The organism is Nocardia sp. CA-119907 (assembly GCF_050955995.1).
GTDB lineage: Bacteria > Actinomycetota > Actinomycetes > Mycobacteriales > Mycobacteriaceae > Nocardia.
Genome location: NZ_CP192091.1, coordinates 3,151,422 through 3,178,086, shown reverse-complemented (window position 1 = coordinate 3,178,086; position 26,665 = coordinate 3,151,422). Strand labels below are relative to the sequence as shown.

Annotated in this window: 26 protein-coding genes and 2 pseudogenes; 11 read left to right on the top strand and 17 right to left on the bottom strand. The window is 66.5% G+C overall.

Going from position 1 to position 26,665, the window contains the following annotated elements; genetic code table 11:
- Positions 1-98: 98 nt before the first annotated feature.
- Positions 99-1,199: a type III PLP-dependent enzyme gene (locus tag ACQP2D_RS14005; protein ID WP_433685644.1), complete on the top strand. Its 1,101-nt coding sequence runs from the start codon at positions 99-101 to the stop codon at positions 1,197-1,199.
- An 8-nt stretch (positions 1,200-1,207) separates the two neighbouring features.
- A complete protein-coding gene (gene speD, locus ACQP2D_RS14000; protein WP_433684130.1) occupies positions 1,208-2,410 on the top strand; it encodes an adenosylmethionine decarboxylase in 1,203 nt (400 codons plus the stop codon).
- 205 nt (positions 2,411-2,615) lie between these two features.
- Here speD and ACQP2D_RS13995 read toward each other — a convergent pair whose 3' ends face one another.
- Positions 2,616-3,803, bottom strand: a complete 1,188-nt coding sequence (locus ACQP2D_RS13995; RefSeq protein ID WP_433684129.1) for a cytochrome P450 — start codon at positions 3,801-3,803, stop codon at positions 2,616-2,618.
- A gap of 166 nt (positions 3,804-3,969) precedes the next feature.
- On the opposite strand from ACQP2D_RS13995, the gene ACQP2D_RS13990 reads away from it, so the two are divergent.
- Complete coding sequence (locus tag ACQP2D_RS13990; protein ID WP_433684128.1) at positions 3,970-5,040, top strand: ADP-ribosylglycohydrolase family protein; 1,071 nt, start codon at positions 3,970-3,972, stop codon at positions 5,038-5,040.
- 89 nt (positions 5,041-5,129) lie between these two features.
- Here the strand turns inward: ACQP2D_RS13990 and ACQP2D_RS13985 are convergent, their stop codons facing one another.
- From ACQP2D_RS13985 to ACQP2D_RS13970, 4 genes are all read right to left on the bottom strand, one after another.
- Complete coding sequence (locus ACQP2D_RS13985) at positions 5,130-5,330, bottom strand: tautomerase family protein (protein WP_433684127.1); 201 nt, start codon at positions 5,328-5,330, stop codon at positions 5,130-5,132.
- Positions 5,330-6,067 carry an SDR family NAD(P)-dependent oxidoreductase gene (locus ACQP2D_RS13980; RefSeq protein ID WP_433684126.1) on the bottom strand — a complete coding sequence of 246 codons (738 nt, stop codon included), beginning with the start codon at positions 6,065-6,067 and terminating at the stop codon, positions 5,330-5,332. Before ACQP2D_RS13980 ends, ACQP2D_RS13985 begins: the two co-directional genes overlap by 1 nt.
- Before the next feature lie 87 nt (positions 6,068-6,154).
- The gene (locus ACQP2D_RS13975) at positions 6,155-6,745 is read right to left on the bottom strand and encodes a TetR family transcriptional regulator C-terminal domain-containing protein (RefSeq protein ID WP_433684125.1); all 591 of its coding nucleotides are present in this window, start codon (positions 6,743-6,745) and stop codon (positions 6,155-6,157) included.
- A 45-nt stretch (positions 6,746-6,790) separates the two neighbouring features.
- The gene (locus tag ACQP2D_RS13970; RefSeq protein ID WP_433684124.1) at positions 6,791-7,270 is read right to left on the bottom strand and encodes a gamma-glutamylcyclotransferase family protein; all 480 of its coding nucleotides are present in this window, start codon (positions 7,268-7,270) and stop codon (positions 6,791-6,793) included.
- Between the two features lie 103 nt (positions 7,271-7,373).
- Here ACQP2D_RS13970 and ACQP2D_RS13965 point away from each other — a divergent pair, with 103 nt between their 5' ends.
- Entirely contained in the window at positions 7,374-8,291 is a 918-nt protein-coding gene (locus ACQP2D_RS13965; protein ID WP_433684123.1) for a hypothetical protein, read from the top strand.
- 4 nt (positions 8,292-8,295) lie between these two features.
- Here ACQP2D_RS13965 and ACQP2D_RS13960 read toward each other — a convergent pair.
- The 4 genes and pseudogenes from ACQP2D_RS13960 to ACQP2D_RS13945 form a co-directional block, all read right to left on the bottom strand.
- Positions 8,296-9,855: pseudogene (locus ACQP2D_RS13960) on the bottom strand (acyl-CoA synthetase).
- A 230-nt stretch (positions 9,856-10,085) separates the two neighbouring features.
- Positions 10,086-10,730, bottom strand: a complete 645-nt coding sequence (locus tag ACQP2D_RS13955; RefSeq protein WP_433684122.1) for an SMI1/KNR4 family protein — start codon at positions 10,728-10,730, stop codon at positions 10,086-10,088.
- A gap of 88 nt (positions 10,731-10,818) precedes the next feature.
- Positions 10,819-10,951, bottom strand: a pseudogene (locus ACQP2D_RS13950) (IS256 family transposase); the annotation flags it as partial.
- 135 nt (positions 10,952-11,086) lie between these two features.
- Positions 11,087-11,938, bottom strand: coding sequence for an NAD(P)H-binding protein (locus tag ACQP2D_RS13945; RefSeq protein WP_433684121.1), 852 nt, complete (start codon positions 11,936-11,938; stop codon positions 11,087-11,089).
- A gap of 95 nt (positions 11,939-12,033) precedes the next feature.
- Here ACQP2D_RS13945 and ACQP2D_RS13940 point away from each other — a divergent pair, with 95 nt between their 5' ends.
- Complete coding sequence (locus ACQP2D_RS13940; RefSeq protein ID WP_433684120.1) at positions 12,034-12,468, top strand: MarR family winged helix-turn-helix transcriptional regulator; 435 nt, start codon at positions 12,034-12,036, stop codon at positions 12,466-12,468.
- A 145-nt stretch (positions 12,469-12,613) separates the two neighbouring features.
- Here ACQP2D_RS13940 and ACQP2D_RS13935 read toward each other — a convergent pair whose 3' ends face one another.
- On the bottom strand, positions 12,614-13,528 hold the full coding sequence (locus tag ACQP2D_RS13935) for a hydrogen peroxide-inducible genes activator (protein WP_433684119.1): 915 nt from the start codon (positions 13,526-13,528) through the stop codon (positions 12,614-12,616).
- Between the two features lie 114 nt (positions 13,529-13,642).
- Here ACQP2D_RS13935 and ACQP2D_RS13930 point away from each other — a divergent pair, with 114 nt between their 5' ends.
- The 4 genes from ACQP2D_RS13930 to ACQP2D_RS13915 all read left to right on the top strand — a co-directional run bounded on the left by ACQP2D_RS13930 (position 13,643) and on the right by ACQP2D_RS13915 (position 17,349).
- A complete protein-coding gene (locus ACQP2D_RS13930; RefSeq protein ID WP_354952218.1) occupies positions 13,643-14,230 on the top strand; it encodes a peroxiredoxin in 588 nt (195 codons plus the stop codon).
- 50 nt (positions 14,231-14,280) lie between these two features.
- On the top strand, positions 14,281-14,820 hold the full coding sequence (locus ACQP2D_RS13925) for a carboxymuconolactone decarboxylase family protein (RefSeq protein ID WP_433684118.1): 540 nt from the start codon (positions 14,281-14,283) through the stop codon (positions 14,818-14,820).
- A 132-nt stretch (positions 14,821-14,952) separates the two neighbouring features.
- On the top strand, positions 14,953-16,152 hold the full coding sequence (locus ACQP2D_RS13920) for a hypothetical protein (RefSeq protein ID WP_433684117.1): 1,200 nt from the start codon (positions 14,953-14,955) through the stop codon (positions 16,150-16,152).
- A 522-nt stretch (positions 16,153-16,674) separates the two neighbouring features.
- A complete protein-coding gene (locus tag ACQP2D_RS13915) occupies positions 16,675-17,349 on the top strand; it encodes a PhzF family phenazine biosynthesis protein (protein ID WP_433685642.1) in 675 nt (224 codons plus the stop codon).
- An 80-nt stretch (positions 17,350-17,429) separates the two neighbouring features.
- Here the strand turns inward: ACQP2D_RS13915 and ACQP2D_RS13910 are convergent, their stop codons facing one another.
- Both ACQP2D_RS13910 and ACQP2D_RS13905 read right to left on the bottom strand, forming a co-directional pair.
- Positions 17,430-18,173, bottom strand: coding sequence for a DUF5134 domain-containing protein (locus tag ACQP2D_RS13910; protein ID WP_433684116.1), 744 nt, complete (start codon positions 18,171-18,173; stop codon positions 17,430-17,432).
- A gap of 329 nt (positions 18,174-18,502) precedes the next feature.
- Positions 18,503-19,540, bottom strand: a complete 1,038-nt coding sequence (locus tag ACQP2D_RS13905; protein ID WP_433684115.1) for an AraC family transcriptional regulator ligand-binding domain-containing protein — start codon at positions 19,538-19,540, stop codon at positions 18,503-18,505.
- A 188-nt stretch (positions 19,541-19,728) separates the two neighbouring features.
- Between ACQP2D_RS13905 and ACQP2D_RS13900 the strand changes: the two genes are divergently transcribed.
- Complete coding sequence (locus tag ACQP2D_RS13900; protein ID WP_433684114.1) at positions 19,729-20,457, top strand: SDR family NAD(P)-dependent oxidoreductase; 729 nt, start codon at positions 19,729-19,731, stop codon at positions 20,455-20,457.
- A gap of 10 nt (positions 20,458-20,467) precedes the next feature.
- Here the strand turns inward: ACQP2D_RS13900 and ACQP2D_RS13895 are convergent, their stop codons facing one another.
- Positions 20,468-22,111, bottom strand: coding sequence for an acyl-CoA synthetase (locus tag ACQP2D_RS13895; protein WP_433684113.1), 1,644 nt, complete (start codon positions 22,109-22,111; stop codon positions 20,468-20,470).
- Entirely contained in the window at positions 22,108-23,124 is a 1,017-nt protein-coding gene (locus tag ACQP2D_RS13890; protein ID WP_433684112.1) for an SDR family NAD(P)-dependent oxidoreductase, read from the bottom strand. Before ACQP2D_RS13890 ends, ACQP2D_RS13895 begins: the two co-directional genes overlap by 4 nt.
- 111 nt (positions 23,125-23,235) lie before the next feature.
- On the opposite strand from ACQP2D_RS13890, the gene ACQP2D_RS13885 reads away from it, so the two are divergent.
- Positions 23,236-23,736 carry a GNAT family N-acetyltransferase gene (locus ACQP2D_RS13885; RefSeq protein ID WP_433684111.1) on the top strand — a complete coding sequence of 167 codons (501 nt, stop codon included), beginning with the start codon at positions 23,236-23,238 and terminating at the stop codon, positions 23,734-23,736.
- Positions 23,737-24,018: 282 nt separating this feature from the next.
- On the opposite strand, the gene ACQP2D_RS13880 is transcribed toward ACQP2D_RS13885, so the two are convergent.
- Genes ACQP2D_RS13880 through ACQP2D_RS13870 form a run of 3 tightly spaced genes read right to left on the bottom strand, consistent with a single transcriptional unit; the run spans position 24,019 to position 26,598 of the window.
- The gene (locus tag ACQP2D_RS13880; protein WP_433684110.1) at positions 24,019-25,005 is read right to left on the bottom strand and encodes a hypothetical protein; all 987 of its coding nucleotides are present in this window, start codon (positions 25,003-25,005) and stop codon (positions 24,019-24,021) included.
- Entirely contained in the window at positions 24,992-26,278 is a 1,287-nt protein-coding gene (locus ACQP2D_RS13875) for a hypothetical protein (protein WP_433684109.1), read from the bottom strand. Before ACQP2D_RS13875 ends, ACQP2D_RS13880 begins: the two co-directional genes overlap by 14 nt.
- On the bottom strand, positions 26,275-26,598 hold the full coding sequence (locus ACQP2D_RS13870; RefSeq protein ID WP_433684108.1) for a hypothetical protein: 324 nt from the start codon (positions 26,596-26,598) through the stop codon (positions 26,275-26,277). Before ACQP2D_RS13870 ends, ACQP2D_RS13875 begins: the two co-directional genes overlap by 4 nt.
- Between the last annotated feature and the right edge of the window lie 67 nt (positions 26,599-26,665).

Below are 26,665 nucleotides of genomic sequence, written 5' to 3'. Positions count from 1 at the left end.
GTTAACCGGGGCTTCGCGCTGATACTCTCTCGCGCGGTGCCTGAACGACGGCCGCCCCCCAAACGACGGAGAGTTCCCTTAGATTGACCGGCTCAAACCTGCCCGAATCGCCCTATCTGGTCATCGACCCGGAGCGAGTGCGCGAAAACTATCGCGCACTCGCGGCAGCGGTACCCGAAGCGCGAATTCGCTTCGCGGTCAAGGCGAGCCCGGTCCCGGCGCTTATCCGCCTGCTCGATGAGGCGGGCGCGGAGTTCGACGTCGCCAGTGTCGGCGAGATCGAACTGTGCCTGCGCGCGGGCGTCGCCCCGGCCCGCATGTGCTACGGGAACCCGATCAAGAAGGCCGCCCATATCGCCACTTCCTATGCCGCGGGCGTGCGCCGCTATGCCTTCGACACCGAGGACGATCTGTTGCGCATCGTCGAGCACGCGCCCGGCTCGGAGGTCGAATGCCGGTTCCTGTCCGCGGCGCCGCAGTCGACGACGCCCTTCGGCACCAAGTTCGGCTGCTCGCCCGCCGAGGCGCTGCGCCTGCTGGTGCGCGCCCGCGATCTCGGGCTCGTCGTCGGGGGTCCGTACTTCCACGTCGGCTCCCAGCAGACCGACCCGCGGGCCTGGCGCATCGGTATCGAGCAGGCCGGACACATCGCTGCCGCGTTGACGGACAAAGACATTCCGGTTCGCTCGGTGAATATCGGTGGCGGCCTGCCCATTTCGTACGTCGAGGCGGCACCCGCACTCGACGAGATAGGGGCCGTGATCGCCGCGGCCACCGCCGAATTCCTGCCCGAGACCGCCGGACTCGTCGTCGAGCCCGGCCGCGCGCTCGTGGGATCGGCGGGCACCATTCACGCCGAGGTCATCGGCGTGCGCATCGCGCCGGACGGACGGCGCTGGGTGTATCTCGACATCGGCCGCTACAACGGTATGGCCGAGACGGAGAACGAGTACATCGCATACCGCTTCGTCACCGAACGTGACGGAGACCCCGTGGACGAGGCGGTGGTGGCCGGACCGACCTGCGATGGCGACGATGTACTGTATCAACGCACGAAGGTCCTTCTTCCGACCTCGTTGCGAGCCGGTGATCGCATCCAGATCCTCGATACCGGCGCCTATACCGCGAGCTATTCGTCGGTGTCCTTCAATGGTTTTCCGCCCTTGACCGTTCATGTCTCGGGCGCTGAGCGAGAGTGAGTTTGCCCATGACGGCGGAATTCACCGGCTGGCATGTGCTGGCCGAGTTCGGTGGTGTCGACGCAGATCTCTGCGACGATCTCGAACGACTCGAATCGGCGTTGCGCGAGTCTCTGATCGCGGCGGGCGTCACCATCTGCGATGTCGTACACAAGAAGTTCGATCCGCAGGGGGTGACCGTCCTCGCGCTGTTGTCGGAGTCCCACGCCTCGATTCACACTTATCCGGAGTCCGGCGACATCTTTGTCGACGTCTTCACCTGCGGAAGTATCGGCGCCGGCGCGTCGAAGGCCGTCGAGCTACTGCGAGATAAGTTGTCTCCCAAGGATGTTCGGATGCAGGTCATCCAGCGTGGGCACGGCTCCACGCGGATCGAGGAGCCGGTCGGCAACGGCCTGACCCGCATCTGGGATCTGCACGAGGTGCTCGTCGACACCCATACTCCGTTCCAGCACATGGTGATCGCGCGGACCGAACAGGGCATCAGCCTGTTCTCCGACGACGATCGCCAGTCCACGGAGTTCTCCCAGCTGACCTACCACGAGGCGATGATGGTCCCCGCCTTCGCGCTGGCCGCGAAGCTGGACAAGGTCCTCATCATCGGTTCCGGTGAGGGTGTGGCCAGTCAGATGTCGGTCGCCGCGGGCGCGACGCTGGTGGATCACGTCGATATCGACCAGCGCGAGGTCGAGTTGTGCGCCGAGCACCTGCCCTACGGCTACACCAGCGATGAGCTGGCCGCCGCGGTGCGCGGCGACGGCCCGATCAAGGTGCACTACGCCGACGGGTGGGACTTCCTGGCCGGTGCGGCCGAGGCGGGTACCCGCTACGACGTCATCGTGATCGATCTGCCCGATGAGCGGGTCGAGGACGCGCAGCACAACCGCCTCTACGAGTCGGAGTTCCTGTCGCGATGTCGGGCACTGCTCGCGCCCGGCGGCGTGCTGAGCGCGCAGGCCGGTTGCGCGACGATGTGGCGCAACGAGACGCTGAAGCGGTCCTGGAACCGCTTCCACGAGCAGTTCGCCACCGTGGTGCAGTACGGCAGCGATGAGCACGAGTGGACGTTCCTGTTCGGGTTGAACGAGCGGATCGATGATCCGGTACCCGCCATGACCGATCGACTGGCCACGCTGCCCTACCGCGCCGAGACCGTCGACGCGCGGGCGTTGGTGCGCGGCGCGATCGAACCGCACGCGCTGCGCGTGTAGCAATACCCTCGAATCGCACCGGTTCCCAACGGATTTCACCTTGGCCGGTGCGATTCGGCATTGATCAGATCCTTGCCCGCTCGATCGGCTCAGGTGTCATGCTCAGCGCGACTCGCGGAATCCTCAACGACTACGGTCGAAGCTTTCGATCGTGCCGAGCGGTCGGGGCTGCGTAGCGCGAGGCGAGCGATGTGGGTTGCCGCGGCTATGGCGTGAAGCGGATCTCGCTGTGTCGAGGGGGAGCTGTCGTCGCGTAGCGGACCTGCTGGTTGCCCGGTCGCATGCGCTGCCATCGGCTGAAGCGCTGTACGAGTACGGCGATGGACAGCGCACCGGTGAGTAGTGCCATCGGTTCGCCGAGGCATTTTCGTTTGCCGGTGCCGAAGGGGAGGCGGGTGGGGCCGAGAGCGATGAACAGTTGGTCGCCCCGACGCAGCGGGCGACCGGCCAGTTCGGTATCGGCCGCGACATTGCGGAAGATGAGCGGGAATGCCGGCCGCTGTGCCACGACATCCTCGAAAAACGTTGTGAGCAGCGGCAACCGAGCCAGATCGGCTGCGGCCGGTGCCCGGCTCCCCAGCGTCTGTTCGACTTCGGTCCGCAATTCGGCCAGTTCGATCGGATTGTCGGCGAGCCGCACACATGCCCACGCCTGGGCGCACGCCGTGCTGTCGAAACCCGCCATCAGATGGCTCATCACCTGATCGCGTATCCGCCGCACCGGCAGTTCCGGACGCACCTGCAATAGGTGGCCGAGCAGGTCACCGTCGCAGTCGGCCAATGCGCGCCGCCGGTCGATAATCGCATAGACCTCGGCGTCCATGGCCGCGATGGCCCGCCGATAGCCGGCGCCGCCGATCCGGAACCACCGCTTGCGCTGGCTGTCGAAGATCGGCTGGGCCAGTCGCACCAGGGTCGCGCAGTCGACGGCCTGGCCGAAAAGATGCTGTGCCAGCAGTTCCACATTGAGCAGTTCGAATTCTGTGAACACCTCGACGGCTCGGTCCGGGTGCCAACTGCCGATGCGGTCATCGAGTCGGCGGACACTCTCGTGCGCGAGCGGTGCCAGATCGGCCGCGGCGAACGCGGGGTTCGTGTGTTCGCGCAAGGTCCGCCATGTTTGCGGATCGTTGACCGCGAACAACCCCTCGTCGCCCGTCGCGTCGCGGATGATCCGGTAGATCGGGCCGCCCTTGTCGAATTGGCCCGCACCGGTACGCAGCACTCGGTCGATGAGGTCGCTATCGGTGATAAGCCAGCACCGTCCCGGCAACGGCACCCTGACCCGCATGATCCCGCCGTTGCGCCGCGCTCGCGCGATCAGTGCGGACGGGATGTCACGGTCGGCAATCGCCCGTCGCCATCTGCTGTCGGGTCGAACGTTTCCGGGCATAGCCATGCTCCTCGACCGGATGCATCGGATCTCAGGTTAACAGCGCGGCTCCAAAACTGGGGTTCATCGACGCCTCCCGATGGCACGACGAGCCAGAACCGACGCTCGACGGCATCCTGTCGCCCCATGAACAGCGGGCCGACCGGATGCGTAATGATGTTGTGTCGTGGTGGATTACACGATGGTCTTCGATCGGGTGCGGGGTTCGCTATTGGGTGGGGCGGTCGGTGACGCGCTGGGGTGGCCCATCGAATTCCTGCGGCTGAATCAGATTCGCCAACGGTATGGCATGGCGGGGGTGCGGGGGTATCTGCCACAGCATGACGCTGGTGCGCCGCAGCAGGTTACCGACGACACCCAGATGACGCTGTTCACTGCGGAGGGGCTGTTGCGGTGCACGCCGGGCGCCGACCCGGTGCCAGCGTTGCGAAAGGCGTATCTGCGCTGGTTGCGGACCCAGCGACAGGACGGGCCCGCAGTCGAGGTCGACGGTTGGCTGGCGGGTCTGCCGTTTTTGTATGCCGCGCGTGCGCCGGGCAATGCCTGCATGTCCGGGCTGAGCCAGCAGACGCGGGGATATCTCGCGCCACACCCGCTCGGCGAGGCCGGTCCGGTGAATGCTGGGTCGAAGGGATGCGGGACCGTCATGCGGTCGGCACCGTTCGGCCTCGCCGGTATGGGACCCGACCTCGCGTTCACCGCGGCGGCGCGGGGTGCGCAGCTGACTCACGGACATCCCACGGGATATCTGGCCGCGGGCGCGTTCGCGGCACTGGTCGATCGCGTGGTTAGCGGTGTCGAGCTGCCGGTTGCGGTGCGGCAGACCATTACTCAGCTCACGACGTTTCCGGCGAGCGCGGAGACGGCGGCGGCGTTGAACCTGGCGGTCGCGCTGGCCGAGCAGCCGGCCAGCGCCGAACAGGTCGAGCAGGTCGGTGCGGGGTGGGTCGCGGAGGAATGCCTGGCCATCGCCGTGTACTGCGCCCTGTACGCGGCTCGAACCGGCGATGTGCGCACGGCATTGCTGCTGTCGGTGAACCATTCCGGTGACTCCGATTCCACCGGTGCCGTCACCGGCAACCTGATCGGCGCCACCCACGGTTTCTCCGCGATGCCGAGGGATTGGATGTCCGAGGTCGAGGGTTGCGATGTGCTGATCCAAGTCGCCGATGACCTCGTCCTGAACTATTTCATCGGTGACCGGTCGATGCTGGGTGACCGATACCCCTTCGATTAGGGGACCGATGCGAAGCCGAAGCGCCCATTCTCGCCCCGATCCGGTGCGATCCTCGGGCAAGAATGGGCGCACAGGCCGAACTCTCGAACCTATGACTGCTTGCGCCAGTCCTCGACATTCATACCGCCGACGCCCCAATCCGTCAGCGCGACCTCATCGATCACCACGAACGTAGTCGCCGGATCCTTTCCGAGCACATCACGCAGCAGATCGGTGACTCCCTTGATCAGCTGGGACTTCTGCTCCCGCGTGACACCCTCGTCGGTGACTTTGATATTGACGTAAGGCATTACGCGGCCCTTCCCGAGATGAACCCGCCGTCGACGGGGAAGATGTGACCGGTGGTGAACGCGGCGTCCGCGAGATACACCACCGCCGCGGTGGTTTCGCTCACCTCACCGATGCGGTTGAGCAAAGCCAGTCTGCCCGAGGAGGTTTCATCGCCACCACCGAACAGCGGTGTGCGAATGATGCCCGGGGCAACGGCATTCACACGGATCCCGTCCACGGCCAGTTCCGCCGCCAGACTCGTTGTCAGCGCGTGTACGCCGCCCTTGCTGACCAGCGCAGCGGACGCGGGCAGCCCCGCCAGCGCGTGATCGATCAGCACCGTCCCGATATTCACAATGCTGCCACCGGATTTCTGCGCTCGGAGCTGGCGGACGACGGCCTGCGTGGTGAAGTAGGTGCCCTTCAGGTTGCCGTTGAGATAGCTGTCGAGGTCCGCCTCGGTGACATCGACGAAGGGCTTGGCGCCGAAGATCCCCGCATTGTTCACCAGCACGTCCACCCGGCCGAAGCGCTCGACCGCGAGGCGGACCAGCTCGGTTCCCGTTGCGGGAGAACCGATATCGCCGACGAAGACGGCAGTCCGTTCCGGCGCGCCCAATGTGTCCGCCACCGCGGCGAGTTTGTCCGCATCTCGCCCATTGAGCACGACGTTGTCGCCGCGCTCCACGAAGGCCCTGGCGATATCGCGTCCGATCCCGCTGGAGGATCCGGTCACGATGACCGTCTGTGCGCTCACCATATTCTTCTCTCTTCCTAGTGATACTTCTCGATACGACCGGTCGTCTTGGAATAGGTGAGCGGGCGCCGGAAAGGGCCGACCCGCTCAGGCCAGGAAGTAGTCGTCCAGCAGTCGACGCAGACACTTGTGCAGCGGCTCGAGTGAACGCTCGATCTTCATTCTGATCACCGCGCCCTCCCACGACTCCAGCAGCAGGTCGGCCAGATCGGTCGCGTCGATATCGTCACGAATGGTGCCGAGTTCCTGTGCCCGACGCAGCGCCACCGCCACCCCGTCGCGCCAGGAATGCCAGGCACCGGCTAGAGATTCGCGCAGCACCTCACTGCCCTCCAACTCGCCGCCGAGATTCGCGATCAGGCACCCACCGGTGAACTCCGCCCGCACGAAGTCGTCCATGAGCCGCGCGAAGAATGCTCGCAACCCGACGATCGGATCCGCCGACGACCCGAGCGCCTCGGCCAGATTGCGCTGCACGCACAGCGAATGATGGTCGATGATCGCGCGACCGAAACTCTCCTTGCTGTCGAAGTAGTTGTAGAAGGACCCCTTCGGTACCCCGACCGCATCCAGCACCTGTTTGATGCCGGTCCCGTGATAGCCGTGCGTCAGGAATCCGGCGGCCCCCTCCTCCACCAGAAGCTGCCGGGTGTCGTCACTGCGTCGCGGTCGCGCCATGGGGTTAATATATGACCGGTCGTCTTGGAATGGCAAATCGGGAAATCAGAGCGTCCGCCGCCATTCAGCGCAGTGCAGCACGAACGAGCCGAGGTGCTCGGCCGCGAAGCGATCGGCATACCAATCATCCTGCGCGACAACCGAGGTCCACACATAGGTCCACACGACATCCGCGCCGAGCGCGACCCGTCGCAACTCGTATTCATCGTCCTCGAAGGCGTCGAGCACCGCCCACTCCCCCACATCGAGTCCGGACAGCACCACACCCCGCGCCAACCCACCCGCGGCGGGCACCAACCCCGGATACACCCGCCCCGGCAACGCCGCCACCCGCCATCCGGTCAGTTCCCCGGCGACCAACTCCGGGCACCGCCCGATCAACTCGACCAATACCTCGGGAAACCGCAGCGTTCCGTACACGAACAACCGATCGGCGTCCGTCATCGCGATCCGTCGCCCGGGCGCCGACCGCTCGCCCAGCACAAACGCGCCCGATTCGTCCACCGGATCCCTGGAACTGCCCACCAGCGGAGGGTACGCCGCAGGGCACGCGGACGGCGGCTACCGCGAATTCGCCACCCGCACGCGTACCGTGCCACCAGGACGCACTGCGAGAGGAAAGGCCCGCATGATCCGGCGCACGCTCGCGGCGGGGATCGCCGTCGCAACCATGATCGTCCTGGCAGGGTGCACGAACGCGGCCGACCGCCGCCCACAGGCGGATCGGCTACGCGCCGAACTCAGCACCATGCCGGGCGTCGAGAGCGTCACGGTCGACTATGCCGACGACCTCACCCAGGGCCCCCACCTGGACCTGACCATATCGATGCGCAAGGCTTCCGAGGCGCAGATCGCGGATGTGGTCGACTGCATCAATGCGATCAAGCGGCACGATTTCGACAACTTCCAGCAATCGGCCGACTTCACCGTCGGCGATCAACTGGAGCTGAAACTCGACACCGCATTGGATCCGGCGCGGATCGGTACTCGCACCCGCATGTTGCGGGAACTGGGCGCGAGTCTGCCCCGCGCCGCTATCACCTGGTCGACCTCCGCGATCGAGATCGAAAAGTCGCCGCCTACAACGGATTCCCTCGCAGCGGTGCGCACTGTCCTGGGCGGCGACGGTGCACGAGTCACCATCAGACCCGCGAACCGGGCCCCGGTGTGGACCGTCGATCTTCCGTTCAGCACCCAGCAGGAACACGACATCCAAGCCCTGCTCACCGGTCTCCCGGCCCCGGTTGCCTTCGTTCACGTCACCGACGGATATATCGCGAATCTTTCCGTCGGAGTGCACAGTCCGGACACTGCCTACCAGGACCTGACCGCCGTCATCGCCAGCACCCGGACCTCCGAACACCCGATGGACCTGCGTTGGAACTGGGGCAGCTACACGCCGGACAAGCTGTTCACCGGCAGCGTCAAGATCGCTGGATGCACTGAGCGCGACAGTGCCGCCGACACGCACCCGGAGAACTACCTCACCCCCGATGCCATCGCCCTCCAGCGCCGACTCCGCAGTGAATTCGAGACCTGCAACTAGCGCCCTACTCCACGAGATGCGCGTATTCGGAACGCAATTCGCGCTCGAGGATCTTGCCGCTCGGATTCTTGGGCAGCTCTTCGGCGAAGGCGATGTACTTGGGCACCTTGTAGCCGGCCAACCGGGTGGCGCAATGGCTGACCAGTTCCCCGGAGCTCAGGGTTGTTCCGTTGCGCGGCACGACGATCGCGGTCACGGCCTCGATCCAGTACGGGTGGGCCAGGCCGATAACGGCGGCTTCGGAGACGCCCGAGTGTGCGTAGAGCACCTCCTCGACCTCACGGCTGGCGACGTTCTCACCACCGGTTTTGATCATGTCCTTCTTGCGGTCCACCACCGAGAGGTATCCGTCGGTATCCATGACGCCGAGGTCCCCGCTGTGAAACCAGCCGTCGCGGAAGGCTTGCGCGGTCTTGTCCGGGTCGTTCCAGTAACCGAGCATGGCTTGCGGTGAGCGGTGCACGATCTCGCCCACCACACCCGGTGGGACCGCAACGCCTTCGTCGTCGACGATTCTGGTCTCGACATTGAGCGCCGCGCGACCGGCCGACCCCGGCCTGCTCAGCTGGTCTTGCGGACCGAGAACGGTTGCCAGCGGTGCCATTTCGGTCTGGCCGTAGAAGTTGGTCAGTCCGACCCCGGGCAGCCGTTGCGCGAGTTCGGTCAGCACCTCCACCGGCATAATGCTGGCCCCGTAGTAGCCCTTGCGCAGCGAGGACAGGTCGTAGGTATCGAATTCGGGGCTGCGCAGCAGCGAAACCCACACGGTCGGTGGACAGAACAGCTTGGTGACCCGCTCCTGCTCGATGGTGCGCAGGATGGTCACCGGATCCGGCGCACCGAGGATGATGCTGGTCGCGCCGAGATAGATATCCGGGGTCAGGAAGCAGTGCAGCTGCGCGCAGTGATACAGCGGCAGCGCGTGGATCTCGATGTCATCGGCGCTCATACCGCCGTCCACGATCGCGCTCACGTATTGCGCGATCAGGCTCCGGCTCGACAGCATCGCCCCCTTCGGCCGCGATTCGGTGCCCGAGGTGTACATCAGCTGCACGGGATCGTCATCGCCGATGGTGATATCGGGTTCGGAGGAGTCCGTATGGTCCTCCCACCCCGCGATGTCCTCTCAGCCATCGGGAGGTGGCGCACCGATCCACCCGCGCACCCGAATCACGCTCTCGCCCAACTGCTTCACGGCGACCAGCGCCTCGGCGGCCAACCCATCCTCCACGATCAGCCCGATGGCTCCGGAGTGCCGCAGGATATAGGCGATCTCATCGCCCTTGAGCATGAAGTTGATCGGCACCGACACCGCGCCCAATCGGGCCAGTGCGAAGTACACCAGTACGAACTCCCGCGAGTTACGCGCGTAGATCGCGATCCGATCCCCTTGCTCCACACCCCGTTCGGCCAACGCCTGCGCCACGCGATTCACCGCCGCGTCCAGCTCGGCATATGACTCACGCCGATCCCGCCAGACCAGCGCCGTCTTCTCCGGCACCCGAGCAGCACTGCGCCGCAACAACTCCCCCAGCCCCTGCCCCCGGGCACCCGCCATATCCATACGCCCAACCTCCTACCCAATCGCCGCCACCCGACCGCCCAGTCCCACTCACCAGGAACCACGCCACACCAACGATCAGCCGTCGTTCTCCGACACACCGCACCCGCCCAGAGAATCCACCGCAGACCCGACCGTACTGCTTCCCGGCGGGCGCGCTCCCCGAAAGGGCAAGGGGCAGAGCTGACCGGTCCGACCTCGGGGTCGGTATCGGCCCGGCCAGCCGCACCCGATCAGTACCGGCCGCCGGCCTGGAAGATCCCGTCACGGGCGAGCCATACCAGGGCCGGGGTGCCCATCTCGTCGAACCAGGCCGGGGGCTGCGTGGAGGTGAAGGCCGCAGCCATCGCCTCGAGCCAGGCCGCGAACGACGGGAAGTCGGGCACGGCGTCGGCCTGCTCTTCCCATGCACCGTCCGCGAGGTAGCGTGTCCGCGGCTCATCTTGATGGTGGTAGTAGACCGGGTACTCGCCGTCTCCGCCCGGCTGCGCGATATCGAAACACCACACCGCCTCGTAACCGGCTTCGGCGAACCCGACCAGGTGATTGGTCGACAGGTACCGCCCCGGCTCGCGACTGACCCCCTCGGGCATGTGCACCAGTTCGGCGTTCAACTCGACGAGCTCCCCCTCGTCCACGAGAACGAACTCGCGCTCGCGATCATCCTCCTCCCGATGGCAGCGCAGCCGATTGTGCTCCGCCAGCAGCGCCCGGTAGCTCGGCGGGACCGACCAGGCAACGGTACCGAAGTGCGGCACCAGGAGGGTTTCCCGCACCCGCACCGCGTCGGGCGAGGCGGGGCTGGACCCGTCGAGATCGAGCAGCCCCGCCGAGGCGGCCCGGCGCAGGTCCAGGAGGGCGTCGCGAGGTGTAGCCATTGTCTGACTCATGATGTCCTTGGGTGCTCTTTGCCGCGCGGTCACCGTGTGGACACGCCACCACTAACGGTGTTTCCGGCGGTTTCTCTCAGTAGGTTTGGGCGTTTGGCCAGCGGTCGGCGAAGGTGATCGCGAAGGCGTTGACCGCGGGCTTCCAGCATATGGTCCATCGTGCCCGCCCCCTGCCCGGTCGGGTCGAGTGATCGGGTGACGAGGTACACGAACACCACCCATGCGCCCCACCCTAAAAGCCCCCGAACCCCCGGGGCACATCCGGCGAGAATGCGCTGGTGCAGGTGTGCTCTCGTACCTGCGTGAGCGCATGGTGATCGCTTGTCCAAGGGGGCAGGTCAGTTTTATGGGGCACGGAAAGCGTCGATGTTGCGGGTGCACCAGTGTTCGAATGTGCGCGGGGGCCTGCCGAGGAGGTGATGGACGGTGTCGGTGCGGAAACCGACTGTGTCGGCGCGCATCAATTCGAATCCCTCGATGATCGCGGCGGCCAGTGCGGGTGGTGCACCGTCGGGGTAGCGGGAGTGCAAGGCTTCCCGCGGTGTGGCCGCCTCGTGGATTTCGATGGCGCGGCCGATCGTTCGGGCGATGGTCGCGACTTGCTCTGCGACAGTGTAGGTTTGCGCGCCGGTGATGGTATAGGTCATGCCTCGGTGGCCATCGTTGGTGAGTAGTTCGGCCGCAACGGCGGCGATATCGGCGGGATCGATCGGCGCATAGCGGCCCGGTCCGGTGGGATCGAGCACCGCACCGCCGGAGCGAATCGTCGGTGCCCATGCCAGCGCGTTCGTCATGAAGCCACCGGGGCGCAGCACGGTCACCGGAATGCCGGACTCGGCGACGATGCGCTCGCGGTCGCGATGCCAACGCCCCATGGCCGGGACGGGATCGCCCATCGCGTTGAAGGACGACAGTTGCACGATATGCCGGATCCCGGCGGCTCGCGCCGCGTTCACCGCACTCACGGTGTGCTCCGAGCCGATGCCCGGTACCAGTAGGAACAGTTTGTCGGCACCGTCGAAGGCCGCCGCCAGGGTGGCTGGATCGTCCAGGTCACCGACGATCAGCTCGCCCCGACCGATACAGGCGACACGAGCCGGATCACGAACGAGCACACGAAATTCCGCGCTCCTGGCATCGAGTTCGCCGACGAGTTCACGGCCGATATTTCCGGTGCCGCCGGTAACAACTATCATCAGATCTCCACATCGTTAGCCGTCTAACGAACAAAAACGTTAGACGGCTAACGATCAGGCGTCAATGTCCGGCGACCACGACAAGGAGGCCGACCGTGCCCGAATTCCTCGATCTGCACGGCCGCAGTTCGAAGGTGCTGCGTGCCCTCGCTGATCGCGAGATGCGCACGTACGGACTACATCTGGGCCAGAATCACGTATTGGCCCTGCTGTGGGAGCGCGACGGCCGCACCCCGGGCGAGGTCGCGGCGGCGCTGAACGTCACCACCCCCACCGTCGTCAAGATGGCCACCCGGATGAGCGCGGCAGACCTGCTCGAGCGCCGCCGCGACGACCACGACAACCGCCTCGTCCGCCTCTGGCTCACCGATAAGGGCCGCGCTCTGCAGCAGCCGGTCGAGGCGCAGCGACAATCCTTGGAGGACAAGGTAACCGCAGATCTCACCCCCACCGAACGACGCCATTTGATGAACGCCCTACGCAAAATCCACCACACGGCGACCGAACTGCTCGGCGACTCCACACCCTGATCCCAGTGTGCAGCGCGGGTCCAGTCGCGCGCCGGGCGACCCGCCCCTTCGGCCCGCGGCGACCATCGGCCGCCCAATGGGAGTAACCGACCTTCGAACGGCCGAGGCTCGTGCTGCGCGATTTCCCACACGGACAGGTGCCGATTCAGTTCGCCCCGGGCCGCTGCGATCGGATGATCTCCGCGAGCCGCGCGTAATCATCGGCGCGCGCCGTCGACGCGCGAAACGCCAGACCCAATGTGCGCCCCGGTGCGGGCGCGGCGAAGTGCGCGGTTTCCAATGTGCCGCGCGCGGTTTCGGCCTCGACCGCCATCTCCGGGATCAGCGTTACGCCGAGACCACCCGCGACGCACTGGACTACGGTCGCCAGCGAGGCGGCGCGGGTATCGCCGACCGCGGCCGGATGCGCGTCGGCGGAGCGGCAGAATTCCAGGGTCTGATCGCGCAGGCAGTGCCCCTCGTCGAGGAGCAGCAGCGGCAGCGCATCGAGGGTCGCCGCGGCGACATCGGTGCGACCGGCCAGCTCGTGGCCGCGCGGGGTGACCAGCACGAATTCCTCGGTGTACAACGGGATCTCGACCAGACCGGGCGCCTCGGTCGGCAGCGCGAGCAGTGCCACATCCAGCACCCCGGTACGCAGCCCCTCCAGCAGGCGGGCGGTTTGGTCCTCGATCACCTGAGGAAGCAAGGCGGGCAATACCTTGCGCAACTCGGGCAGCAGACTCGGCAGCACATAGGGAGCAACCGTCGGGATGATGCCCATCCGCAGGGTGCCGCCCAGACTGTCACCGGTCGCCGAGGCGACGAATCGATCGGCTGCCTCGAGGGTGGCCGTCGCCTGCGGCAGCAGCCGCATACCCGCGGCGGTGACGAGCACGCGACGGGTACTGCGCTCGATCAGCTGCAGGCCGAGCCCGTGTTCCAATGCGGCCAGTGCCTGCGATAACGTGGGCTGGCTCACACTGAGCCTGGCTGCCGCGGTGCCGAAATGGCGATATTCCGCAATCGCTACGAACGCACGCAGCTGCGACAGGGTCGGCTGATAAGTCTGATCAGTCACGCCTATCAGTGTAGTGCGACTGATCACGTTTACCTTTCATCAGCCTTTGGGCAAGATCACCCGTGAGCTTTTCGATCCACTCGCTCTAGCAACCCGACTGACGAGGAGACAAGCATGGCTTTGCTGACCATCGGCGACCAATTCCCGGCATACAACCTCACCGCGGTGATCGGCGGTGACCTGTCGAAGGTCGACGCTCAGCAGCCTGACGACTACTTCACCCAGATCACCTCCGACGACCACGCCGGCAAGTGGCGCATCGTCTTCTTCTGGCCCAAGGACTTCACCTTCGTGTGCCCGACCGAGATCGCCGCCTTCGGGAAGCTCAACGAGGAGTTCGAGGACCGCGACGCGCAGGTGCTCGGCGCCTCGGTCGACAACGAGTTCGTACACTTCCAGTGGCGCGCCCAGCACGAAGATCTCAAGACCCTCCCGTTCCCGATGCTGAGCGACCTCAAGCGTGAATTGGCCTCCGCCACCGGCGTTCTCAACGCCGACGGCGTCGCCGACCGCGCCACCTTCATCATCGACCCGAACAACGAGATCCAGTTCGTCTCGGTGACCGCGGGTTCGGTCGGCCGCAATGTCGACGAGGTGCTGCGCGTGCTCGACGCACTACAGTCCGACGAGCTGTGCGCCTGCAACTGGAAGAAGGGCGATCCGACCATCAACGCGGGCGAACTGCTCGCCGCGAGCGTCTGAGCACTATCCGAAACACCTGAAAACCACCGAATGAGAAGAGGATTCGCCGAATGAGCATTGAGACCCTGAAGAACTCCCTACCCGAGTACGCAAAGGACCTCAAGCTCAATCTATCGTCCATCGCACGCACCACCGTGCTGAACGACCAGCAACTGTGGGGCACCCTCCTGGCGTCGGCGGCCGCGACCCGGTCGGCGACGACGCTGCGTGAGATCGCCGAGGAGGCCGCGGACAATCTGTCGGCGGAGGCCTACAACGCCGCACTCGGCGCCGCCTCGATCATGGGCATGAACAATGTGTTCTACCGGGGCAAGGCGTTTCTCGAAGGCCGCTACGACGACCTGCGTGCCGGTCTGCGGATGAACATCATCGGCAACCCGGGCGTGGACAAGGCCGATTTCGAGCTGTGGTCGTTCGCGGTCTCCTCGATCAACGGCTGCGCCCACTGCCTGGAAGCACATGAGAAGACGCTGCGCGAGGCGGGCATCGCACGCGAGGTGATCTTCGAATCGCTGCGCGCGGCCGCGATCGTGGCCGGTGTCGGCCAGGCCGTGCAGTCCACGGAGACGCTGGCCGCCGCCGCGGTCTGATATCTCGTCACGCGAGCAGCGGCTCCGCCCGAAAGGGCGGAGCCGCTGCCGTTTCCGCGTCGACCGGTAGATGTCGGAGCGGCTCGTTAACCTGTCCGCGATACGCACCTCGTGAACAAGGGAGACGGGCCGATGGCTGTCCGCACGCCACCGACCGATGAGGACGTCTGGGTGGTACCCACCCCCTGGTGGCCGAAAACCGATCCATTTCGGGGACGCTGCCCCACGGCTGGTGTCGCCCTGAATATGACTGCGGCACAGTCGATCTCCGATAGTCTGGCGCGTTCCGTAGAGCGTATCCGCGCCATCCTGAGCCACTCGGGCTCACATCGGGTGCTCGCCCAGCGGGGCGCACAGTACTTGTCCCTGCCGGGCACTGATCCGCTCGGCGCGGCCGTCTGTGCCGCGATCGGCATGGACGCGAAGCTGTTTGATGCCGCCGACCTCGGCCGCTACTACGACAACCACGCGGATCTGGCCGACTATCTCGTCGCCACCCACGGCCTCGGATTCGCCGTCTCGACCGTGGCCGCGCTCACCGGCGTCTACGCGGAGTCGCAGTCGTCGAACATGTGGAGCGGACCCTCGGGTCCAGCCGCCTATCGGGTGACGGCTCGGCCCTGCGACCCGCCCGCCACCCTGGTCCGGCGGCTGCGCACGCTACTGGCCGCGTCCGGCGAGATGGACTATGCCGATGCCCTCGACCAGGCGCGGCAGTTGCGGCGCGGGACGCTATCGATCCGGCTGCTGACCTCCTACCTGTTCCCAACCGAACAGCACTGGGTAGCAACCGATCTCGCCGATCCGCAACTCACCGATAGTTTCGGCTCGACCTTCCTGCTCGCCTCGGTGACCGATCCGGCGCACGCGCACCGCATCATCGATCTGCTCAGCTGGCAATGGCACCAGCTGCGCGACAACAAGTCGCTGATCTACAGTCTCGCGGCCCATCTGGGCCCCGACGCGGTTCCCGTGCTCATCCGGCTCTATGAGCAAGGTCGAGGCAACAGCTCCGCGCCGGGCCTGGACGCCGTATCTCGCCTGCTCGCCCGTCTTCCCAGTGACACCGCGCTGGACTTCCTGGCCGAGCACGCGTGGCGCATCTCCACCGCGGCGACGCTGCTCGCGTCCACCAAACGGTTTCCGGTTCGTGCCATGCGCGTGCTCGCTGCACGGACCACACGTCACCAGAGCGTCGACGATTTCCGCCAGCACGTCCGACGCCATCCGGAACTCGCCGCCGCCATGCGCGAGGAACTGCCCGAATCCGCGCGACAGCTGGTCGTCGAATGCCTGCCCGGCGTGACGGTCGATACCACCCCGCTGAGGTGATACCGGCGATCGTGTGACCCGCCGTGGGATCGACCGCGCCGCAAGCAGACTCCCGCCATCACCCTCGAAACACCGACAGCCGCGCGGGTTTCGTGGCGCGATGGCCAGTGGGAGCACTGTCCGCATGGTGCGCTTGCGCGCATTCGCGAGCATTGCGACACTTCGACTCTCGCCGCCGCAACCGGTGCGATCTTCGAGCAGTGGACCACTGCGAGCGCCCGCCGGAAGGACACCTGGGTCTGGGAGGCATTGGCGGCCTTCGGAAATCACGACACCGTCGCCGAGTTGCTGCCGAAGAGCACCTGAGACACCGGTAAGGACAACGCGCTGGACGTCCTCGTCGCCATGGGCTCGGATATGCCCTGTCGGCACTGATCCAAGGGGACGATTGGAATATAACCGGCAAATCGGCACATCGAAGGCGTATTTGTCCCAGACGCACATCGGCCGATGAGGTCATGGGATCACTGGTGCAGAGCCGGTAGGCTCGCGATCATGGGCACACAAGGTGAACCGGAGGCCATGGGTACACGGGTCGAGGTCGTGCGCGTTTTCACGGACCCGGCCGGGCGGGGTGGTAACGAACTCGGCATCGCCCGGGCAAGCGATGTCGCCGAGGCGGACCACCAGGCGCTGGCGGCGAAGGCGGGCTTCAGCGAGACCGTCGTCGTCGAGGAGCCGGTCGATGAGATCGCCAAGGTACGGATCTACACCCCCGCGGTGGAGCTGCCCTTCGCCGGGCACCCGTCCGTGGGTACCGCGTGGTGGTTCGCCGAGCAGGGCCGCCCGGTGCGGATCCTGCAGGTGCCCGCGGGTCCGGTCGCCGTCGAAATCACCGACAGCCTCACCTGGATCAGGGCGCGCGGCGAATGGGCGCCGGAATTCACCTTCCACCAGCTCGACGACGTCGACACACTGACGCACCTGCGGCCCGACGACTTCGACGAGGGCAAGCACTACCTGTGGACCTGGACCGACGAGCACCGCGGCGCACTGCGCTCCCGGATGTTCGCCCCGTCCATGGGCATCTCCGAGGACGAAGCCACCGGCGCCGCCGCCGTAGCCCTCACCGCCCTACTCCGCCGCAGCCTCATCATCACCCAGGGCAAAGGCTCCCAACTCTTCACCGAATGGGACTCCGACGGCTGGGTCCGCCTAGGCGGCCGAGTCTCCCCCGACGCCACAATCACCCTATAACTCGAGAATGCGTTGGTGCAGGTGCGCTCTCGGCGTTGACTCTGCATGAGCGCATAGTGATCGCTTGTCCAACGCCGGGGTCAGGTGGAGATGGCGGCGATCAGCATGTAGGTGGTGCCCAGGTCCATGGCGAGGTGGGGGATCATCGCTGATGACAGTGTGCGGGTGATGAAGGAACCGGGCTGAGGCGAGTCGGTCGGCGGGCCGATCGGATGGCCGAGCCAGCGTTGGCGACGTCCGGTGCTCGCCGCGATGATCAGCGCGATCGCATCCGCGGCGAATAACGTGGCGAGCGCCAGGGCGGGAACCGGCACCGGCCCCCCGGCGTGACCGCGGGCACCGTGGCCGGACATCGCATACAGCATCGCGACCGCGACGACGAGGTGGTATCCCAGCGCGACCATTCGATCGCCGGGCACCAACCGAGTTGCACTGCGCCACTCCACGATTCGATCCACCAGCAGTGCCGCGAAGACGACGATCATGGCGATGAGCACCCCGCGCAACGCGACCGGATCCGCGCCCGCGGGGAAGACCAGCATCGCGAGCATGACCAGACACATGATCAGATGCGCGGCATCGGATTCGTGACATGCCGCCACACTCTGACCAGTCGAATGTGCTTGCGGCCGAAGAGAATCAGCCGCTCTTCCGACACCAACGAGCGGAACGGCGACCGTCCCGGGGTCACCACACTGCCCCGGCATCCGCCGCATCGCACGAGCCGGTGCCGTCAACCGGCCGAGCACCACCGCCGCCGCGAAGAGGAACGCCACAACCACCGACCACCGCAGGGCGGCATACTCGTGTGCGAACTCCACCACACCCATCACCTCCCGACACCGCGCTACTATCCATGCTCGCATCCGACACGCCCCTCGGCCGCCCTTTCCACAGCAACCCCTTCAGCCGCACCATTCGTCGGAGCCTGCATTCCCGCAGCGAGCACGTCATCGACCACGTTGCGTGCCACACCGAGTGCGGATCCCGACAAAAGGTGCGACTCATCGCCTCGCAACACTTCGCAGAGTTGGCCACCAGCGGGGCAGATCCCATCACCGAACACCGGTCCAGCTTCCCGGAATTGCATCGTATTCGAACGCTGTTGTCAGACCGGGATCGTCTGGCCCCCAAGCCATTCGGCTCGCGGCGGCTACTGCGCGACGCTCGGGCGGAGGCGGTCGGCGGCGGCTCGGGCGAAGCGGCCGGGTGAGATCCCGCGCCATTGTTTGAATGCGTTGGAGAAGCTGGGTGCGCCGGAATAGCCCATGCGGTAGGCGACATCCTCGACGGTGAGCCCGGTGGCCAGCAGTTCTTCGGCGAGCGTTCGGTAGGTCTCCACACATAGTCGCCGGTAGGAGGTGCCCTCATCGGCCAGGCGTCGCCGCATTGTGCGCAGGCTCATGTGCAGCTGCTCCGCCACGGCTTCCTGGGTGATGCGGCCGTTCATCCGATGTAGCAGCATCTCGCGCACCGATCCGGCAAGGCCCTGTTTCAAGCCGCGCCGTTGCAGCAGGTCGACGCATTGTTCCTCGAACAGCAGCGCGGTGAGCGGGCTGGCGTTGGGCATCGGCCGATCGATATCGGTGGCATCGAAGACCGCGAGCTGGAGCTCCGCGGATTCGATGCTGGGAATCTCGAACTGGTCCAATATCGGCCGCAGTCGAGGCAGGAGCCCACCGGCGACCTCGGCGCGCACCACCGGCGGCGGCACCCCGAACACCAGATACCAGTTGTACAGCAGCGCAGCCACATCCCGCTCGGCGAGGAACGCACGTACGTCCCCCGGCAGATCACGATCGTCGCCATAGAGCCAGATCTCGTCGTCGTGGTAGACGTGCCAGGCGCGCGCGAACGAGGTCAGCATGCTGAAGTAGCGCATCGCGACCTCGATGGCCGAACGCATCGTCGGACTGCTCAGCACCGCCATCCCGAGCACGCCGTGGGTGGTGACCCGCGTGCGCATGCCCGCCTCGAAGCCCACGCCCGGTTGGTCGTCGAGCAGGGTGACGATATTGCGGACGAGTTGGAGTTCTTGTGCCGCGGCGATCTCCGCGCCCGGCGTCTTCAACACCACCGGATCGATACCGGTACCGCACAGGATGTCCTCGCGTGTCAGATCGTGGTCATCGGCGACCTCGGCAAGGATCGCCGCATGTGCCACCGACCGCCGCCACTCCCATGAGGCCACCGATCCATCGTGATCGCATCTGGCCGATACTCGCAGGGTTTTGGCCGAACATCGGATATATCAATCGAATTCGACTCGAGCTGACCGGTATGCGCAATGTCATGACCCGATATCGCATGGCTACCGCGCCGCCGCGAATCTACCGTCGTGGCTATCGTCGAGCGAAGAGCAAGGTAGGCGAGCACAACATGCCCAGAAGAACCCTTGTCGGAACGCGCGTCGCGATTACGGGCGGCACCTACGGCATCGGCAAGGAGGCCGCGTTGGCCTTCCTCGCCGCGGGGGCCGATGTGGCGATCGGCGACGCGGATGCGGGCAAAGTGCGTGCTATCACCGCCCATTTCAACCGGATTCATGGCGCCGACACGGTCGGTCTGCCGCTGGAGGTCACCGACGACGTGCGGTTCGCCGAATTCCTGTCGACCGCCGAACGCAGACTGGGCGGTCTTGATGTGGTGGTGAATGCCGCCGATATCGAACCGACTGGTTCGTTTCTCATGGAGTCCTGGCAGGAATCCGACCGGCAGATCGACACCAACCTGCGCGCGGTGATCATCGGATCCCGGCTCGCCGGACTGCGTTTCGCCGAACAGGGGCACGGCCACATCGTCAATATCGGTTCGGCCATCGGCGTGACGGCCGCTCTGGGCGCCGCGGTGTACTGCGCGACCAAACACGCGGTGGTCGGGCTCGGTACCGCACTGCATCGCGGACTCGCCGAACAGGGCGTCCTGGTCAGCACCATCACGCCCGGTTACGCGCCCGATCCGGAGGCGGTCGCGGATGCCATCGTCGACTGTGTCGAGTATCGGCGCGGCGGACTGGTGGTGGTGCCGCCGACCGGGTGGTTCCGCACGGCGATGCCGGATCCGGCGCAGTTGCGGCATACGATGCGGCGCATGCTGGGCATCATGTGAGAGCGCTGGCTCAGGCCGACAGTTCCCGCAGTACACGCTTGAGCACCTTGCCGGTGGGGTTGCGCGGTAGTTCGTCGATGAACAACACATCACGCGGCACCTTGAACCGAGCCAGCCGCGTCTTGACGTGTTCGCGCACCTCATCGGCGGTGAGCGAATACCCCTCTCGCACAACGACTACCGCGCGCAGTCGCTGACCGTACCGGTCATCGGGCACGCCGAACGCGCTGACCTCCGCCACCGCCGGATGGGCCGCGAGGAGTTCCTCGACCTCGCCGGGAAAGACGTTCTCGCCACCGGAGACGATCATATCGTCATCCCGGCCGTCGATGAAAAGCCTTCCGGCACTGTCGAAATGGCCGACATCGCCGGTGGACATCAACCGCCCGATGCGGGGCTTGTCACCGCCGCCGGTATAGCCCTCGAACTGGTAGTTGTTGCCGACGAAGATCCGCCCGGTAGTGCCGGGCCCCACCTCGCGGTCATTGTCGTCGAAGATCTTCACGGTGGTGTTCGGCACCGGCGAGCCGACGCAGCCGGGCTCCACCGCCAGATCGGCGGGCGTGGCAATGGTCGCGTAGGCCACCTCGGTGGATCCGTACATGTTGTAGACCACGGGTCCGAAGGCTTCGGTCACTCGGCCGCACAGCTCGGCGCCCAACTGGGATCCGGCGACGAAGATGATCCGCAACCGCGAGAGATCGTGGCCGGCAAAGGCTTTCGGTCCCGCGTCGACGAGCCGCTGTAGCATGACCGGCACCACGATCATCGCTGTCGCGCCATGCCGGTCCAGACTGTCCAGCACCGCCTGCGCGTCGAAGCGGCGCCGGATGACCAGCGTCGATCCGAAGCCGACCGCGAGGATGGCATGCGCGAAACCGAGCGTATGGAACAGCGGTGCCGGGCATTCGGTGATTTCGCGCGCCCGGAACGGCACCTTGACGAGGATGGCACCCAGCGGCGACAGCGAGGTCGGCTCACTGCCGCGGGGCGCCCCCTTCGGGGTTCCGGTCGTCCCGCTGGTCAGCAGGACGACACGGGCGGCGGTACGTGGTTTGCGCGGCGGTGTGCGCGCGGCGCCCGCGATGAGATTGTCCAGGGTGTCCACGCCCGGCTTATCGGCCCAGGCGCGGTAGCGACCGCGCCGGGGCATGAAATCGCCCAGCATGCTGGCGTATTCGTCGTCGAAGACCAGCAGATCGGCGCCCTCGCGGGTCACCACCTCGCGCAGCTGCGGGCCCGCGAAGTCGGTGTTGAGCAGGATGATTCGGGCGCCGCACTTGGCCGCGGCGAAAACCGAATAGTGGAAGCCGCGATGGTTGCGCGCCAGGATCGCCACACCTTCGCCGTCGCGCAGACCTCGCGCGCGCCAGGCATTCGCGAGCGCGGTACTGCGCTCATCGAGTTCACGGAAGGTAACGCGGCCGAGTTCGTCGATAATGGCACTGCGATCGCGATAACGCAGGGCGGCAACGGTTGTCAGTCCACCGAGCAGTCCCGAGCGCAATACCGCCGCGCCCATTCTGGCGATCCGATCCGGTCGTTCGGGCGTCGCGAGTCCGGCACGCACAGTAAGTGCGGCGTAGTAGGTCTCATCGGCGGCCCGGCGCGCCGCGATGGTGGCCAGAGTCCCGAACTTGTTGGCAAACTTCATGATTCGATCCTTGCGTGGTCCGCGGCCGTCCGCACGTCGGCTGGCATCGATCCGCCGCGGCGGTCGGGCCGAACTTCGCTTGTGCTGTTGAGATTTCCGCCATCGGATGCAATCGACGGACAATCGGGTCGAAGCCCCTTAGCCGCAGCCGATTCGGGGACCATGCGATGGAAGTAGTGCAGCAGCAGTCGCGCGGTCCGTGGCATCAGCTGACCGCCGGTCGCGGCGAGGGCGCCCAAGGGCACGCCGACGTGGTCCGGTTGCCGCCGCAGCGCGTCGATCAGCAATGCCACCGCATCGTCCACAGCGAGCGGGGTGAACCCACCCCAGCCGGTCGGTCCGATCATGTCGGTATCGACCAGCGGCAGATGCACGGTGCCGAATCGGACTCCGTCACTGAGACATTCGACGGCGGCGACCCGCATGAACGCATCCAACGCCGCCTTGGACCCCACATACGCCGAGAACCGCGGCAGGTTGGCCTGCACCCCGATCGACGAACTCGCCAGCACGTAGCCGGAGCCGCGAGCTCGCATGCCCGGCAGCAGGCGCAGGGTGAGCCCGACCGCACCGAGGTAGTTCACCCGCATGGTGCGTTCGTAATCGTGGAGGCGGCGTTCGGAATTCGCCACCGACCGACGGATCGAGCGGCCCGCGTTATTGACCAGGATCTCCGGTGCGCCGAATTCGGCGAGCACCCGGTCGGCGACGGCATCAATGCCCTCCTCGGTGGACAGGTCCCCCGCGATCGCGTGCGCCACCCCGCCGCGCGCGCCGATCTCGCCCACCAGCACCCCGAGTTCGTCGGCGCGCCGTGCCACCACCAGGGTCGTCGCGCCCGCCGCGGCGACCGCCTCGGCCAGCGCCCGGCCGATCCCGCTGGACGCGCCGGTAATGAGCACAGGGCGTCCCGCGACCCGATCGGCCAGCGACGGCACCCAGGGCGCGGGCAGGCGGCGAGGTTTGATCAGCACGTTGTTCGCCTGCTGCGCGAACTTCTCGAACATCGACATCGTTGGCCACCTAAGGTGAGGGCGAGTGCCCTCACAGTAAAGCGTCCCGAAGGCCTTCGTCGAGTACCGACCCAGACAGCGGGGCCCCAGGGCGCGGTCCATGATGGACGAATGTCCAGCGATATCGACGAGCAGCTATCGAGCCGAACCGCCGACCTGCGGATCGTGGTCGACGATCTCTCCGGTCCGAAGGTGGCGGCGCTGCTCACCCAGCATCTGGCCGAGATGTACGACAACTCGCCCGCCGATAGCGTGCACGCCCTCGACCTGGATGCCCTGCGCGGCCCCGACATCACCTTCTGGAGTGCCTGGGAAGACAGCGAACTCGCGGGCTGTGGCGCGCTCAAACGGCTCGACGCCACTCATGGCGAGATCAAGTCGATGCGTACCGCCACCGATCGCACCGGTCGCGGCATCGCCGCCACCCTGCTGAACCACCTCATTGCCGAGGCCCGTGCACGCGGCTTCCACCGGCTCAGCCTGGAGACCGGAGCCTCCGACTACTTCGCCCCGGCGCAACGGCTCTACGCCAGGCACGGCTTCGAGGTCTGCCCACCATTCGCGGACTACATCGAGGACCCGCACAGCGTCTTCATGACGCGCACCCTCTGAGCACCGCGACAACGCTCGCCGCGTCGGCTGCTCGCAAAAGCACGACTCGATTCGGCCGCACACAACTCGAAGCGGCGCCACACGCTCAAAATCGCCCTACACGGCCCGATCCAGCCCCACACAACTCGAACCGCCACCACGCACTCGATACGACCCCACACGGCCCGATCCAGCCCCACACAACTCGAACGCCACCGCACGCTCAATGCGACCCCACACGACTCGATTCGGTCGCGCGCAGCCCGATTCGGCGCAGCCCGCGCCAGCGATCGCCGGTTCGCGTCAGGCGGCGTTGATGGCGGTGATCAGGGTTCGATTGCCTGCTGTTCGGGTCGTGATGATCTGGGTGAAGGTCTGCGGCTGCTCGCCCGGACGCTGTTGGGTGAGGCGGACCTCCCAGTGCGCCTCCCCCGCATCGCTGCCCGCGCGGGTGATCTGCACGCAGTACAGGGTGCCGATGGGGACCTGGTTGATGCCGCGCTGGATCTGGTCGGCGGCGGGCACATTCGCGTCATTGGCGACGACGCCGCGCGCCGCGAACCCGGAACGCTGCACGTAATAGGCCCGTTCGAAGGCGAGGATCGCCGAGGGGCCATCGCCGGTGCCACCCGGATCGGTACCGGAGATGACGTCGCCGGTGCGCCGCTGTTCACAGCCCGGGGTCGCCACCGCCGACGGTTGATCGCCGGGTGCGGTGGTCCCCGGCACGCGTCCGGCGGTCCCCGGCACGACGGCTGCCGAGGTGACCGCGGCGGGACGCTTCTGCTCACCAGAACCGCCGAAGACGAACATCAACACCGAAACCACCGCGAGCACCACACCGAGCACGATCAGCACCGCGACCACCCGATTGCCGCCACCTGCCGGTTGCGAATCGCGACGCCGCGGCGGATGCCGCAGCGCCGGACCGGGATTGCCGCCCGACCGATCGATGATCGTGGGCACGACTGCTTTGGTCTCCGCCGGCAGCGGCGATTCGGTCGCTACTGTGCGGGTCTGCCTCCGGCTCTGCTCCGCCTCCGGTGATGCTGCGGCGGGACGACGCGGTTCCAGCCATTCCTGCCAATCCCCGGCCGGCCGGGCCCGTAGCGGCCGCTCGGGTGGGTCGAGCGGATCGACCCGAGGGCCCCGTCGTTGGCCCGAACCGCGGCGTGCGCCCGGGCGCCGCCGTCGCTTCGAGGCGGGGTCGGCGGGCCGGATCATGGGCAGGCCGGTGTCGAACGGGTTGCCCTGGTTCTGGCTCGGGGAGCCGGAATCAGAGCTCGTCATCGTCGAATTCGCCGATCACCGCAGGCGGGACGGTCGCCATGACGGTCGGCACGGTGACGCCGAGTTGACCGTCGCGCGGGCGGCGGTCCTCATCCGATTGCGGGGACGGCGGCATCGCCAGACCACCGGTGGTGCCCGGCTGGTTCGCCGGTTCCGGCGCGGAGGGTCGCGATGGCGGCGCATCCCCGGCGGCCGGTGCCTGCGGCACCGGTGCCGGCGTCGGCGCGGGAGCCGGTTTCGTGGCGGTGGACCCATTGGGCGGGATCACCGAGCTGGTTCCGGCATTCGGCGCGGGCTTGGCCGACTGACCCGATCCGCCACCGAAGTCGATCACATTCGTGGGCTTGCTCGCGGAATCACCGGTGGCCGAGTTCGTGGTGCTGCCGGGATGGATGAGTTCCGGAATCGCCTTGTCGATCGCCTTATCCGCGGAGGTGGCCACGGTGTCCATGGCATGCGTACCGACTTCGGCGATCTTATCGATGAGGTGGGTGCCGATATTGACCCCGGCCTCGATGGCGGCGGTGCCGACCGAGACACCCGCGTTGATCAGGTACTGCTGCAGCTGGAGCTGGGCCGCCTGCACCGGGTCCAGTGGCGTTGTCGTCGTCACGCCCGCGGTCGTCGTGCCGTCGGTCGTACCGGGCACGACCGTCTGCTGCGTGGTGCCGACACCCTGCGGTGTGGTCACGGTGAGCGGTCCCATCGCGTCGAGCCGGGCGGTGTGGCCGTCCATTTCCGATCGCGCGGTGCTGACCGCGGTGACGGCGTCGCGCAGCGCCTGGGTCGCCCGCGCGATTACGGCATCGGTATCCGAGGACGCGCTCGCGGTGCTCATGATCTGCCGAGCGTCGCGGCGGAAGTCCGCGATGATCTGGTCCACCTTCTGCGCGGCACGGGCGCTGGTGGCATGGGCGTCACCGAGTACCGACAGGTATTCCGGTCCGCGGTCGGAGATATCGCCGATCTGGGTTTGGGTGGTGCGCAACGCCGGAACGGCATCGTCGGCGGCGCGCGAGGTCCAGGTCGACTCGAGGGCGTGCAGACCGTCGCGGTGCGGACCCTCGGTATCGGCGACCTGTGTGGAGGCGGCGGACAGCGCGTTGACCACGGAGTGGTCCGGTGTCGCGACGCCGCTGCCCAGCGAGGCGCGCAGCTGCAACAGCGGCTCCACCAGCGCGGCCACGATCGGCGGATCCACATTCGGGTCGACGGTGGTGACGGGGGTATCGGCGGCGTTGTTGGCGGGCCGCCGTCGGAGCAGTCGCCTCATGACAGCGTATCTCCTTGCCGGGCAAGGGCGCCCGCGGAATCCGCGTCGATGCCCTGCATATCCGCGCTGTAGTCGCGCAGCACATGCCCATAGGCGGCCACCAATTGTCCTGCGGTAGAGAGCGCTTGGACGTGTTCGTTCACCTTCTCGGTGAATCGGGCCACGAATGTGGCGCCGACCGGTCCGAGATCGGCGGCGAGCCGCTCCGGATTCACCGCGCCACCCGCCACAGCCGAGGCCGAGGCCAGCTGTTGCGACACCGTATTCGCGATCGCGGTGTAGGCGGCCATCGCCGCCGGGTCGAGCTTCAGCGCGTCCACTGTTCCCCCTTAATACGGAAACCAATCTGTCGCGTCACATTTCGACACTCCGAGCGTACTTGGGACC